Below are 12,606 nucleotides of genomic sequence, written 5' to 3'. Positions count from 1 at the left end.
GGGATCATGCGGATCATGAGCGACGACCACACACATGTCCAGGAGTTCTTCAGCGCCCGCGCGGCGGACTGGGACAGCCGTTTTCCGGACGACGGCCCGGCCTACGCGGCCGCGGTCACCGAACTCGCCCTGCCCGGGGGAGCCCGGGTACTCGACGCGGGCTGTGGCACGGGCCGGGCCCTGACGCCGCTGCGCGCGGCCGTGGGGCCCTCCGGAGTGGTCCTGGGAGCCGATCTGACCCCGGCCATGCTGGAGGCCGCCGTACGGGCCGGACGGGACCGGGACGGGCAATTGCTGCTCACCGACGTCGCCGCGCTGCCGCTGCGCTCGCAGTCGCTCGACGCCGTGTTCGCGGCGGGGCTCATCGCCCATCTCCCCCAACCGGACCAGAACCTGAGGGAGTTGGCGCGCGTGGTACGCAAGGGCGGCACCCTGGCCCTCTTCCACCCGATCGGCCGGGCGGCACTCGCGGCACGCCAGGGACGGCAGCTCACCCCGGACGACCTGCGCGCGGAATCCAACCTGCGGCCTCTGTTGGCGCGTTCGGGGTGGCGTATGACGTCGTACGTCGACGAGGACGCCCGGTTCCTGGCACTGGCGGTGCGCGAAGGCTGAGCCTCATGCTCGCCCGGCGACCGCCGCCGCGAGAGCGCCGGGGCGGTCGGCGATGACGTTGCGGCCGGCGCCGGGCACTGTCACCACACGAGCGCTCGCGGCATCCATGCCTTCCCGTTCATCGCCCAGCTCGCCCCGAAGGCACTCGCGACGGAATCCGGCACGCGCGGGCCACCTCCCGCACCGAACTGCCTGGCCGCGGGAGACGATCGGCTCACTCGTCGGCCGTGGCTGACGGATCCGTGGGGCGCACGGGGCAGCCGCGCAGTCCGGGCACCGGGCGGGTGCCCAGCTCGTCGAGGCGGTAGCCGTTCGGATAGCCCTTGATCTCCCAGTTCTGGCGCGCGTGGTGCGGTGCCCTCCGTGGTGGCAGGAGACGGACGAGCCGTCCGCGCGTCCGTACGGCACGGCGCACCAGGGTGCGGGTGGCGGCGTTCGGCGGAGAGTAGTGGAAGGCCCGCAGCAGCGGGTCGTCCAGCAGGGCGAGGGTCGCTGTGCGCAGGAGGGGGCGCAGTGGGCGTGGGTACCAGGAGGCCATCAGGGCGAGGGTGGCGTCCGATACGCGTCGCGCGTCCGCGTCCCAGCCGAAGTGGGCCTCCTCGTACGCGTCGAGGCAGGCCTCGAACTCCTCGTAGGACTCGGGTATGTCCTGGATACCCATGTGCCGGCCCAGCGTGCGGTGGTGGACCGCGGAGGCGACCCTCTCGTGGTGTGACAGCCTGCGCCATCCGTAGGAGTCGATCCACCGCTTGGGCATGACGACGAACGTGCACAGGACGTAGCGCATGTCGTCGTTGCTGATGTCGTAGCTGCGGTGCATCTGGTTGATACGGCGTATCGCCGTGCGGCCTTCTCCGCTGCCGAAGCCGTGCTCGACGACGGCGTCCAGCAGCAGGGTGGTGTCGTCGTAGCGTTTCTGCGTGCGGTCCGTGAGCTCGGCCGTCGCGGCCAGGAGCCTGCCGATGCCGGGCACGGCGTACGTACGGTAGAGGGCCAGTTCCAGGGATCGGGTGAAGTCCCAGGGGAACTCGTACGCCGCCGAGAGACGGTAGATCTCGGACGCGTCCTCGTACGGGTCCATCCGCCGGATTCGTTCGAGTCGCTCGAAACGCTTCACCGCGTCGTCCCTCTTCTGCCGCCGGGGCTTCAACTCTACGTTGAGGAGCAGGAGCTGAAGGATCAGCCGTGGCAACCACGCAGGGGGAAGGTGGTCAGCATGTTCGGGAGGGTCCGCAAGTCCGGTGCCAGATTCCTCAACGCCTTGCGTGCGGAGCGGGACACCGGCCGGGACAGGCGCACGCACAATCTGTTCGAGGCCGCCGCTGCCTATGTGTCGGCGTGCGCCGAGGACGACCAGGAACAGATCGACGAGGCAGCCGGCTGGGTGTCGCCGGAGGCGCTGTCGTTCGGGGTGAGCGAACTGGCCTGCCGGGCCGTCATCGCGCTCGCGCGGGAACGCGACGAGTCGCCGCAGACCGTGGCCCGGGCGCTCCTCGGGCTGCCGACCGCCTGACGCCGGGGAGCAGCCGTGGTCGATTCGCCCCGTCGAGCCGGAAAACTGCAGCTCCGGGTGGGCCTGGGAGTCGTGACAACGGCCTTCCAGTCGCACTAGGGTGCGCCGTTGTACGGACCGATGGGGAGGCTGGGATGGCCGGGACGGACGAGGACGCCGTCGCCGCCGAGGACGACGCGCTCTATGTGCTCACGGCGGTGCTGCTGACGCCGGCGAAGTTCCCGAGCGTGCTGGGCGACGACTACCCGGAAGCCTGCGCGGCACTCGGACTCGCGCCGCTGGCCGACGGGTACGGCCTGGTGCTCGGCCAGGACGGCGACGGCGCCCGCTGGACGGTCGCCATCGACGACGTGTCGCTGGTCGCCGTGGCCATCGCGTCCTGGGACTGCGGCATGGAGTACGACCTGTCGCCCGACGAGCGGACGGTCGTGGCCGCGCTGCCCGGCTGGCCTCTGGAGGTCGCCGTCGCGGCGCCCGGTGTGCCCGCACCGCACGATCCCGGTCCCGATGTCGCGGACCGCCCCCCATTGGCGCCCCCGGACACCAGCGTCTGGGGCTCGGCCCAGCGCCGCCTGGGCGCGGACGAGATTGCGCGGCAGTGGGCGATGTGGCGCGAGCAGATCGACGACGCGGACTTCCAGAGCCCCAACGGCTCGTCCGCGACGGACCCGGACCAGGCCGAGTCGGCGGACACGGGCCAGGCCGAGCAGGACGAGACGCCCCACAAGCAGGACGAGACCGAGGAAGCGGCCAAGCCCGGCCATGGCGGCATCCGGCGCGTCCTCGCAGAGGCCCGCGCCTACGTCGACACGCCGCCGCCACTCGGCCGTGTACGGTCTTCCTTCGCACCGGGCGACGCGCGGACCCTGCGCGCCGACGGCCCGGGCTGGTCCCTCGTGGCCAGGACCGACGACATCGCCTTCGTGCTGCTCGACGATGAGCCCGGCGAGGTCATGCCGGTGGGCCGGGGACCTGAGCTGCCGGGTCTGCTCAAGGCCCTCGACAAGATGGCCGTACGCCCCATCTGAGCGGGTCACGACCGCGGGACTCCGCCTCGCGAGTCCCGCGAGCCGCCCGCGGACCGTACCGTCGGCAGGCCCGCGGGCGGCGATGTGGTCGGCTTCTGTACTGCGGCCGACCGGGATGCGCCGATACGGTATTCCCTCAGCGGCCGAGCTCCTTGCGGGTGACGCGGCGCAACCTGCGCCGCTGCGAGGGGTCCAGCGTGAGGTACGCGGCTGCCGGGACTCCCAGGATTATCAGGAGCGCCGCCCACCAGGGCAGCCAGATCAGCAGGACTATCCCGGCTGCCACACCTCCTGCGGCGATCTTCGCGTTCTTCGACATGTGTCGCCTCCTTCGCGGCCACTGCCGCTCTCTGTCCTGAAAACGGGTCCGCGCCTCCCACAGTTCCGGACCACGACCCTGAGACACCCCTGAGACCCGAACCCCGAGGCACCCCTGAGATCGCACAGCCACATGTGTCTCCGCACTGAGTGGATACCCAGCCGGAGCGTGGAGTGACCCGGTTCACTGTCCGGTCATACCGAGCGAGCCGCCTCGGTGCTGTACCCTCGGCGACCCGACACTGGTAGTCAAATTTGAGGAATAAGTCATCGCTGTGCAGACACCTCCCGTCGCCACACCGTCCGAGTTCGCCGCGACGCCGTCCGAGATCAACGAACTGGCCCGCTGCCATGCGGTATTCGTACCCGGCGATCCGGCCCGCACCGGCCGCGTCGCATTCTGGTGTCCCGACGGCGAAGTCCCAGCGGTCGTCGCGTCCGGTTCCGTCGAGGACCTGACCGTCGTTCTGCCCGGCGGGGACGGAGTCGAGCTGGTGACCGTGCCCGCTGTGCTGCTACCGGTGCATGCCGCCCTGCCGGTACTCACGCGCGCGCGTGTCGCTGCGCACGCCCACCGGGCGGCCGTGTTCTGGGGCGCTGCCGCAGTGCACGCCCTGCACCTCGTGGCCCGTGGGCTTGTGCTGCCCGGCCTCTCCGAGAGCGACCACGACGCCTGGCGGGTCGGTCCCCTGCGCGCGGAGGACGTCGATCGCCTGCGCGCGCTCGCCGCCGCCATGCCGCCCGAGTCGCATGCCGTGCCGATTGCGGGCAAGGGTCCGCTGCGGCTGCCCGGCCCGGACGGACTGCTGCGGTCCTTCCTCGACGCGGTCGCCGACACGCTGCCCCGCTCCCCCGCCGCGCCGCTGGTGACCGGCGGGCCCGCGTACGCCTGCCGGGAGCCTCAGCATCTGCCCGATCAGCGTCCGTGGGCCGCCGATCTGGCCGCGGGTCATGACGCGGGCGTGCGGCTCTCGCTGCGGATCGAGGCGCGCGGTCTGGCCGCCGCGGCGCAGGACGACGCGGCTGTCTCGTTCCGGGCCGTGCCGCAGGTGCACAGCGTCAGCGATCCCGCGCTCGTCGCGGACGCCGTTCGCGTGTGGTCGGGAACGGGCGCCTTCGGATCGCGCGCTCCGATGGACGCTCTCCTGGCACTTCGCCGCGCCGCGCGCGCGTGGCCTCCGCTGGCGCCGTTGCTCTCGGTGGCCGTGCCGGACGCGGTCGAGCTGGCCGACGAGGAGATCACCGACCTGCTCGGCGAAGGCAGCCGTGCCCTCGCCGGCGCCGGAGTCGACGTGCACTGGCCCCGCGAGCTGGCCCGCAAACTGACTGCCCACGCGGTGGTCGGCCCGCCCGACGACGAGTCGGCGCCGGGCGCCGCCTCCTCGGACACCCCCTCGTTCCTGACCGCGGACGCCCTGCTCGCCTTCGACTGGCGATTCGCGCTGGACGACCAGCGCCTCTCCCGAGAGGAGGTGGATCAGCTCGCCGAGGCGCACCGCCCCATCGTGCGGCTGCGTGACCGATGGGTCCTGATCGACCCCCGGGAAGTACATCGCGCCCGCGCGATGCAGGACCGCAAGATCACACCCGTCCACGCCCTGAGCGCCGCTCTGACGGGTTGCGCGGAGGTCGACGGTCAGCGGGTCGACGTGCACCCGACCGGGTGGCTGGCCGCCCTGCGGGAGCGACTCGCGGACCCCGAGGCGCAGGAGCCGGTCGAGCAGCCTGCCGCGCTGGCGGCCACGCTCCGCGACTACCAGCGGCGTGGCCTCAACTGGCTGGCGCAGATGACATCCCTGGGCCTGGGCTGTTGTCTGGCCGACGACATGGGGCTCGGCAAGACGATCACGTTGATCGCTCTGCATCTGCACCGGCAGACCGACGAGTCGGCGGCCGGGCCCACCCTGGTGGTCTGTCCAACCTCCCTGATGGGCAACTGGCAGCGCGAGATCGAGAGGTTCGCACCGGGCACACCCGTGCGCCGCTTCCACGGACCGCGCCGCGATCTGGGGGCCCTGGACGACGGGGAGTTCGTGCTCACCACGTACGGCACGATGCGCCTGGACGCGGGCCGGCTCGCCGATGTGCCGTGGGGCATGGTCGTGGCCGACGAGGCCCAGCACGTGAAGAACCCGTACGCGACGACCGCCCGGGAGCTGCGCTCGATCGGCGCACGCGCGCGCGTGGCGCTCACCGGCACCCCCGTGGAGAACAACCTGTCGGAGCTGTGGGCGATCCTGGACTGGACGACCCCGGGTCTGCTGGGCCGGCTCGGCGCCTTCCGCACCCGCTACGCCCAGGCCGTCGAGGGCGGTCAGGACCCGGCCGCCGCGGAGCGCCTGGCCCGGCTCGTACGGCCGTTCCTGCTGCGCCGGCGCAAGTCGGACCCGGGGATCGCACCCGAGCTGCCGCCCAAGACCGAGACGGATCGGGCCGTGTCGCTCGCCAAGGAGCAGATGGGTCTGTACGAGGCCGTGGTGCGCGAGACACTGGCGGAGATCTCCGGTGCCGACAGCATGGAGCGGCGCGGGTTGATCATGAAGTTGCTGACGGGCCTGAAGCAGATCTGCAACCATCCGGCGCAGTTCCTCAGGGAAGAGCGGCCCAGGATCACCGGACGCTCCGGGAAGCTGGAGCTCCTGGACGAACTGCTCGACACGATCCTTTCCGAGGGGGCCAGCGTCCTGGTCTTCACCCAGTACGTCCAGATGGCGCGGCTCATCGAGCGGCACTTGGCGGCCCGTGGCATGTCCTCGCAGTTCCTGCACGGCGGCACCCCCGTCGCGGAACGGGAGGCGATGGTGAGGCGATTCCAGGACGGGGAAGTGCCTGTGTTCCTGTTGTCATTGAAGGCTGCGGGCACCGGGCTGAACCTCACCCGCGCCGAGCACGTCGTGCACTACGACCGCTGGTGGAACCCCGCGGTGGAGGCGCAGGCCACCGATCGCGCGTACCGGATCGGCCAGGACAGGCCGGTGCAGGTGCACCGGCTGATCGCCGAAGGGACCATCGAGGACCGCATCGCCGACATGCTGAGCCGCAAGCGGGAACTGGCCGAGGCGGTACTCGGCTCCGGCGAGGCGGCACTGACCGAACTGACGGACGCGGAGCTGGCCGATCTGGTGGAACTGCGAGGGGGCACGCGATGAACGCGTACGACCGTGACACGGAGCGCACGTTCGCGGCGCTGCCTCCCGCGAGCGGGAGGAGCTTCGCTCAGACCTGGTGGGGCCAGGCCTGGCTGCAGGCACTCGAGGACGCGGCGCTGGACTCGCAGCAGGTGAAGACGGGCCGCAGGCTCGCGCGCGCGGGAGCCTGCGGCGCGGTGTCGGTGCGGCCGGGGCGCATCACCGCCGTCGTCCAGGACCGCGATCACTCAAGGCACCGTGCCGATGTCCTGCTGGCGGAGCTGACCGACGATCAGTGGGACCATTTCGCGGACATGGCCGTCGAACGAGCCGGGCATGTCGCTGCGCTGCTGGACCACGAAATGCCGCCGCATCTGGTCGAGGACGCGGCAGCCGCGGGGATCGAGTTGCTGCCGGGCCTGGGCGATCTGGAGCCCATGTGCGACTGCGGTGCCTGGGACCACTGCGGACACACGGCCGCGCTCTGCTATCAGGTGGCACGCCTGCTGGACGAGGATCCCTTCGTCCTGCTGCTGATGCGGGGACGGGGCGAACAGGCCGTGGTGGACGCCCTGCAGTCCCGCAGCACCGCTCCCACCGAGAGGCTTTCCGAGCCGGAGGGAGTGGATGCGGCGGAGGCCTACGGGTCCGCGGGCGTCCTGCCGCCGCTGCCCGCGTCGCCCGAACTGCCTGACGAGCCCGGCGTTCCTCCTTCACTGGATACCGAGGCCCCGCCCGTACCCGGCATCGATCCGGCCGCGCTGGAGTACCTGGCCGCGCGGACTGCCGCGCAGGCGCACTTCCTGCTCGCCGAGGCTCTGCGGGCCACACCGGAATCGGACGCGCCGGAGACGGAATCGACCGTTGCGCAGGACGCCGTACGCCTGTCAGCGGGCACCCCCGGACCGCATGTCCTGGACCGGCTCGCGGACGGGTCGGGGCGCAGCAGGGAATCGTTGGAACTGGCCGTCCGTGCCTGGAGCCTGGGAGGCACGGCCGCGCTGTCCGTGCTGGAGGAGGAGTGGACCGTCGCCGGGGAAACGCTCGCACGCGCGCGTGCCGCTCTGGAGTCGGCCTGGGAGGAGGACGAGAGGCCGCCTCTGCGCGCTCGCGCCAACCGGTGGACGGTCGTCGGCGCACCCGCTCAGCTGCGCCTTGGCCGGGACGGACGCTGGTGGCCGTACCGGAAAGAGCGAGGCCGCTGGGTGCCCGCAGGGAGGGCGGTCCGGGATCCGGCGACGGCGCTTGCGTCGGCAGAGATCCATTCGTCTGAAGGGGCCGTCTAGGACGGTGGGTTGGCGTGGCACGAAGCACTTCGGCCAGGCTGCTCACCGTCGCCGACCAGCCTTCGGAGGCATACGCGGCGGTCTTCACGGCGCCTCCGTGGGATGCCCGGGAGCCCGAGACGACCAGGGTGGAGTTCCGGGAGCGAGTGGGGACGGATGCGCGCCCCCCGGATTCCGCGTCGTGTTGGCGCTGCGCGACGCCCGGTGCCCGGTGCCCGGTGCCCGGTGCCCGGTGCCCGGTGCCCGGTGCCCGGCTGAAGCCTGCCCGACGGCCTCGGCGCGGACCGGGTGAACCAACTACTCGTGGACGCCCTGGAGATCGACGGACGGGGAGTGCGGGCACGCGCGCGTGGTACCGGTCTGGCATGGCGGTTCCTGTCGGCGCTCGCCGCCACAGCATCCGGCGGCCAGGCGTGGTTGCTGACCTGGAGTCAGGCACACGACACGCCGGCGGACGCGAACGGGCTGGACACCGAGGGCATTGTGCGGGCCGGGGACGGGAGTTTCTGGCTGGCCGACGAGTACGGGCCCTCTCTGGTGCGTGTCTCCGCGCGCGGGGAGGTGCTGGCGCGCTATGTGCCCGAAGGGTTGAACCTCATGGGTGCGGACTACCCGGTCGTGCAGTCGTTGCCGTCCGTCCTGCTGCGTCGGAAGACCAACCGGGGCTTTGAGGGATTGGCTCAACTGCCCGGCGGTGACCTGGTGATAGCCGTGCAGAGCCCCCTGTCCCTGCCCGACGGAGACGTGGGGGACGCCTCGCTCACCACCCGGCTGCTGCGCTTCTCGCCGAAGAAGAAAGCGGTCACCGCCGAGTACGCGTACCGCTTCGACCCCGTGAACGTGGTGGACCCGGGCGAGGACGACACCTCCGAGCTGAAGATCTCGTCGGTGGTCGCCGTGGGCCGGGACCGGCTGCTGGTCGAGGAGCGCACGGACAAAACCGCGCGGCTGCAACTCGTGCACGTGGGACGCAAGGCGAACATCCTCGGCGGCCCCTGGGACGACGACACGACCTCCCCGTCGCTTGAGCAACTCGACGACCCGGCGGCCTCCGGTGTGCCTGTCCTGGCCAAGCGCCTCGTCGTCGACCTGGGCACGGTCGACGGCGTGCCCGGGAAGATCGAGGGCGTCGCGCGCGTGGATCGCGACACCCTCGCCCTCATCAACGACAACGACTTCGGCATGACGGACGGCACCGACGCGTTCGACGCGAACGGCCGGCTCGTGGACAGCGGCGTCGAGACGACCGTGACGTACGTGCGGCTGCCGCGCGGGATCTGATCCCGGGCCGTGAGAGTGCGGCACGCGCGCGTGCCGCACTGAACCACATCCCCCCGAGTCAGGCCGCCCCAGAGCGACGTCTACGGCAGGTCGACCCCGAGCGACGGCAGCAGCGACTCGATGTCGCTCGGCAGACCGCTCGGCAGACCGCTCGGGAACTGCGAGGGCAGCGAAGGCACCTCGCTGGGCAGTCTGCTGGGCAGCTCGGTCGGGAGGCTCAGGGACGGCCGCGGAGTGCCGCTCGTACTGCTCTCGGCGGGCGCCTTCTCGCCCGGCGCATCGTTGCCTCCCGAAGCGACCAGCACCACGGCGACGACAGCGGCGACGCCCACGAGTGCGGCGATCAGGATGAAGAGCGGATTGCGGCGCCGGCCGGGGCCGTCGTCCGACGACTGCTCCGGCGGCGGCCAGTCACCGTACGAGGGCGGTGCGAAGCCGCCGCCTGGAGGCGGCGTGCCACCCGGTGGTCCAGGCGGTTGAGGTGGTACCGGCGGCATGGCCATACCGTCAAGCGTCGCCTCGGACCGGCGCGGGAGGCGACCCCCGCACGGCGGTTGATACGGACTCATGGCATGGATCGCATGATTCCGGAGCATTCCGCGCGGAGGTCGCCTCACCACTGGATTTCGGTATCGTCCGGCAGCCGGTTTTCACCGGCACGCGCGCGTGCTCAGCCGCGCGCCCCCAGCAGATGGTCCATGGCCAGCTGGTCAAGCCGTTCGAAGGCCATCCCGCGCACGGCGGCGGCCTCCACGTCGAACTCCTCGAAGGCCGAGCGGTCGGCGAGCAGCGCCTGCAGACCGTCCCCCGCGGTGGGCTGCGCCAGCTCGTCCAGACGCGCGGCGCGCAGGGCCTCCTGGACCTCCGGGTCGGCACGGAAGGCGGCGGAACGCTCCTTCAGGACGAGGTAGTTGCGCATGCAGCCCGCGGCCGACGCCCACACGCCGTCCAGGTCCTCGGTCCGCGGCGGCTTGAAGTCGAAGTGGCGGGGTCCGGCGTAACCGGCGCTCTCCAGGAGGTCGACCAGCCAGAACGCGGAACGCAGATCGCCGGCGCCGAAGCGCAGGTCCTGGTCGTACTTGATGCCGGACTGACCGTTGAGGTCGATGTGGAAGAGCTTGTCCGCCCACAGGGCCTGCGCGATGCCGTGCGGGAAGTTCAGCCCGGCCATCTGCTCATGGCCGACCTCGGGGTTGACGCCGTACAGCTCGGGGCGCTCCAGGCGCTCGATGAACGCCAGTGCGTGGCCGACGGTGGGCAGCAGGATGTCGCCGCGCGGCTCGTTCGGCTTGGGCTCGATCGCGAACTTCAGGTCGTAGCCCTGGGAGGTGACGTACTCGCCGAGGAGGTCGAAGGCCTCCTTCATACGGTCGAGAGCCACGCGTACGTCCTTGGCGGCGCCGGACTCGGCACCCTCCCGGCCCCCCCACGCGACGTAGGTCTTGGCCCCGAGCTCGACCGCCAGGTCGATGTTGCGGATCGTCTTGCGCAGGGCGTAGCGCCGCACGTCACGGTCGTTCGCCGTGAAGGCTCCGTCCTTGAAGACCGGGTGGGTGAAGAGGTTGGTCGTGGCCATCGGCACGGTCATGCCGGTCGTGTCGAGCGCCTGGCGGAAGCGCTTGATGTGGGACTCGCGCTCGGTGTCCGAGGACCCGAAGGGGATCAGGTCGTCGTCGTGGAAGGTCACTCCGTATGCACCGAGCTCGGCCAGGCGCTGCACCGTCTCGACCGGGTCGAGGGCACGCCGTGTGGCGTCGCCGAACGGGTCCCTTCCCTGCCAGCCGACGGTCCACAGGCCGAAGGTGAACCTGTCCTCGGGGGTGGGCTGGTAGTTCATGCCGCGGCTCCCTTGCTCGCTTGCGACTGTCGCGCACGACTATTTCGTCATGGCGCTTTACAAATTAGTATGCGGAGGCATCTCTGGGAAGAGACAAGGTGTCTTTCGTCAGGCGTGAGCCAGACATGAGCCGCAGGAAAAGGGAGAACCCGATGTCAGCAGCCGAGGGTCCGCTCGTCGTCGGTGTGGACACGTCCACGCAGTCCACCAAGGCGCTGGTCGTCGACGTGTCCACCGGCGAGGTCGTCGCGAGCGGCCAGGCACCGCACACCGTGTCCGCCGGGGCCGGCCGGGAGAGCGATCCACGCCAATGGTGGGACGCCCTGTGCGAGGCCCTGCGCCAGTGCGGTGACGCCGCGCACGAGGCCGCGTCGGTGTCTATCGGCGGCCAGCAGCACGGGCTCGTCACACTGGACGGCCAGGGCGAGCCCGTGCGTCCTGCCCTGCTGTGGAACGACGTACGTTCGGCGCCGCAGGCACGCCGGCTGACCGAGGAACTGGGCGGCGCGAAGTTCTGGGCCGAGCGCACCGGGCTCGTCCCCGCGCCGTCCTTCACGGTCACGAAGTGGGCCTGGCTGGCCGAGCACGAGCCGGACGCGGTCCGCGCCACCAAGGCCGTACGCCTGCCCCACGACTACCTCACCGAACGCCTCACCGGACAGGGCACGACCGACCGCGGTGACGCGTCCGGGACGGGCTGGTGGGCATCCGGGACCGAGGCGTACGACGAGGAGATCCTGGCGCACGTCGGGCTTGACCCCGCGCTGCTGCCCCGTGTGGTGCGGCCCGGCGAGGTCGCGGGCACCGTGCGCGACAGCCATGACCTGCCGTTCTCCAAGGGCACCCTGGTCGCCCCGGGCACCGGCGACAACGCGGCCGCCGCGCTGGGCCTCGGGCTGCGTCCCGGCACCCCGGTGCTGAGCCTGGGCACGTCGGGCACGGTGTACGCGGTGTCGAAGCGGCGCCCCACCGACCCGACCGGAACCGTGGCCGGCTTCGCCGACGCACACGGCGACTGGCTGCCGCTGGCCTGCACCCTGAACTGCACGCTCGCCGTCGACCGCGTCGCCTCCCTGCTGGGCCTGGACCGCGAGGCCGTGGAGCCCGCCACCGACGTCACCCTGCTGCCCTACCTGGACGGCGAACGCACCCCCGCCCTCCCCCACGCCTCCGGCCTGCTGCACGGCCTGCGGCACGACACGACCGCAGGCCAGCTCCTCCAGGCCGCCTACGACGGCGCCGTCCACGCGCTGCTGGGCGCGCTCGACCTGGTCCTCGACGAGGACGCCGACCGCTCCGCCCCGCTGCTGCTGATCGGCGGCGGCGCCCGGGGCACGGCATGGCAGCAGACCGTACGACGGCTGTCGGGGCGCCCCGTGCAGGTGCCCGAGGCCAGGGAACTGGTCGCGCTCGGCGCCGCCGCGCAGGCGGCCGGCCTGCTGACCGGCGAGGATCCCGCCGCGGTGGCCCGGCGCTGGCGTACCGCCGAGGGACCGGTGCTGGACGCGGTGGAGCGGGACGAGGCAACCCTGGCCAGGATCTCCGGGGTACTCTCCGACGCGGCCCCGCTGCTCGACCGGAGCGCGGGGAACCACTGAGG

Annotated in this window: 10 protein-coding genes and 1 pseudogene; 7 read left to right on the top strand and 4 right to left on the bottom strand. The window is 71.7% G+C overall.

Annotated elements, in window-relative coordinates:
* The first annotated feature begins 15 nt into the window (after nt 1-15).
* The gene (locus GFH49_RS36650) at nt 16-615 is read left to right on the top strand and encodes a class I SAM-dependent methyltransferase (RefSeq protein WP_155060378.1); all 600 of its coding nucleotides are present in this window, start codon (nt 16-18) and stop codon (nt 613-615) included.
* Nucleotides 616-829: 214 nt separating this feature from the next.
* Here the strand turns inward: GFH49_RS36650 and GFH49_RS36645 are convergent, their stop codons facing one another.
* Nucleotides 830-1,732 carry an oxygenase MpaB family protein gene (locus tag GFH49_RS36645; RefSeq protein WP_196218252.1) on the bottom strand — a complete coding sequence of 301 codons (903 nt, stop codon included), beginning with the start codon at nt 1,730-1,732 and terminating at the stop codon, nt 830-832.
* Between the two features lie 99 nt (nt 1,733-1,831).
* Between GFH49_RS36645 and GFH49_RS36640 the strand changes: the two genes are divergently transcribed.
* A complete protein-coding gene (locus GFH49_RS36640) occupies nt 1,832-2,128 on the top strand; it encodes a hypothetical protein (protein ID WP_155060377.1) in 297 nt (98 codons plus the stop codon).
* A gap of 134 nt (nt 2,129-2,262) precedes the next feature.
* Nucleotides 2,263-3,156: a hypothetical protein gene (locus GFH49_RS36635; RefSeq protein WP_155060376.1), complete on the top strand. Its 894-nt coding sequence runs from the start codon at nt 2,263-2,265 to the stop codon at nt 3,154-3,156.
* Nucleotides 3,157-3,292: 136 nt separating this feature from the next.
* Here the strand turns inward: GFH49_RS36635 and GFH49_RS36630 are convergent, their stop codons facing one another.
* A complete protein-coding gene (locus GFH49_RS36630) occupies nt 3,293-3,475 on the bottom strand; it encodes a tail-anchor membrane protein (protein WP_155060375.1) in 183 nt (60 codons plus the stop codon).
* A gap of 274 nt (nt 3,476-3,749) precedes the next feature.
* On the opposite strand from GFH49_RS36630, the gene GFH49_RS36625 reads away from it, so the two are divergent.
* From GFH49_RS36625 to GFH49_RS36615, 3 genes and pseudogenes are all read left to right on the top strand, one after another.
* Nucleotides 3,750-6,623 (top strand): SCO1167/SCO6262 family helicase, encoded by a 2,874-nt coding sequence (locus GFH49_RS36625; RefSeq protein ID WP_155060374.1) that lies wholly within the window; start codon nt 3,750-3,752, stop codon nt 6,621-6,623.
* Nucleotides 6,620-7,888 carry an SWIM zinc finger family protein gene (locus tag GFH49_RS36620; RefSeq protein WP_155060373.1) on the top strand — a complete coding sequence of 423 codons (1,269 nt, stop codon included), beginning with the start codon at nt 6,620-6,622 and terminating at the stop codon, nt 7,886-7,888. The genes GFH49_RS36625 and GFH49_RS36620 overlap by 4 nt, the downstream gene beginning before the upstream one ends.
* A 387-nt stretch (nt 7,889-8,275) precedes the next feature.
* Nucleotides 8,276-9,169: pseudogene (locus GFH49_RS36615) on the top strand (esterase-like activity of phytase family protein); the annotation flags it as partial.
* Nucleotides 9,170-9,249: 80 nt separating this feature from the next.
* Here GFH49_RS36615 and GFH49_RS36610 read toward each other — a convergent pair.
* Nucleotides 9,250-9,672, bottom strand: a complete 423-nt coding sequence (locus GFH49_RS36610; RefSeq protein WP_155060372.1) for a hypothetical protein — start codon at nt 9,670-9,672, stop codon at nt 9,250-9,252.
* 167 nt (nt 9,673-9,839) lie between these two features.
* Nucleotides 9,840-11,006: a xylose isomerase gene (xylA, locus tag GFH49_RS36605; RefSeq protein WP_155060371.1), complete on the bottom strand. Its 1,167-nt coding sequence runs from the start codon at nt 11,004-11,006 to the stop codon at nt 9,840-9,842.
* Between the two features lie 152 nt (nt 11,007-11,158).
* On the opposite strand from xylA, the gene xylB reads away from it, so the two are divergent.
* Complete coding sequence (gene xylB, locus GFH49_RS36600) at nt 11,159-12,604, top strand: xylulokinase (protein ID WP_155060370.1); 1,446 nt, start codon at nt 11,159-11,161, stop codon at nt 12,602-12,604.
* The last annotated feature ends 2 nt before the right edge of the window (nt 12,605-12,606 follow it).

This window comes from Streptomyces blattellae, from assembly GCF_009709555.1.
Classification (GTDB): Bacteria; Actinomycetota; Actinomycetes; order Streptomycetales; family Streptomycetaceae; genus Streptomyces; species Streptomyces blattellae.
This window is presented reverse-complemented; position numbering and strand designations above follow the sequence as displayed.

Excerpts from the sequence above, each read along its gene's own strand:
- GFH49_RS36650 (WP_155060378.1), top strand. The coding sequence starts at position 16 with ATGAGCGACGACCACACACATGTCCAGGAGTTCTTCAGCGCCCGCGCG.
- GFH49_RS36640 (WP_155060377.1), top strand. The coding sequence starts at position 1,832 with ATGTTCGGGAGGGTCCGCAAGTCCGGTGCCAGATTCCTCAACGCCTTG.
- GFH49_RS36635 (WP_155060376.1), top strand. The coding sequence starts at position 2,263 with ATGGCCGGGACGGACGAGGACGCCGTCGCCGCCGAGGACGACGCGCTC.
- GFH49_RS36630 (WP_155060375.1), bottom strand. The coding sequence starts at position 3,475 with ATGTCGAAGAACGCGAAGATCGCCGCAGGAGGTGTGGCAGCCGGGATA.
- GFH49_RS36620 (WP_155060373.1), top strand. The coding sequence starts at position 6,620 with ATGAACGCGTACGACCGTGACACGGAGCGCACGTTCGCGGCGCTGCCT.
- GFH49_RS36610 (WP_155060372.1), bottom strand. The coding sequence starts at position 9,672 with ATGGCCATGCCGCCGGTACCACCTCAACCGCCTGGACCACCGGGTGGC.
- xylA (WP_155060371.1), bottom strand. The coding sequence starts at position 11,006 with ATGAACTACCAGCCCACCCCCGAGGACAGGTTCACCTTCGGCCTGTGG.
- xylB (WP_155060370.1), top strand. The coding sequence starts at position 11,159 with ATGTCAGCAGCCGAGGGTCCGCTCGTCGTCGGTGTGGACACGTCCACG.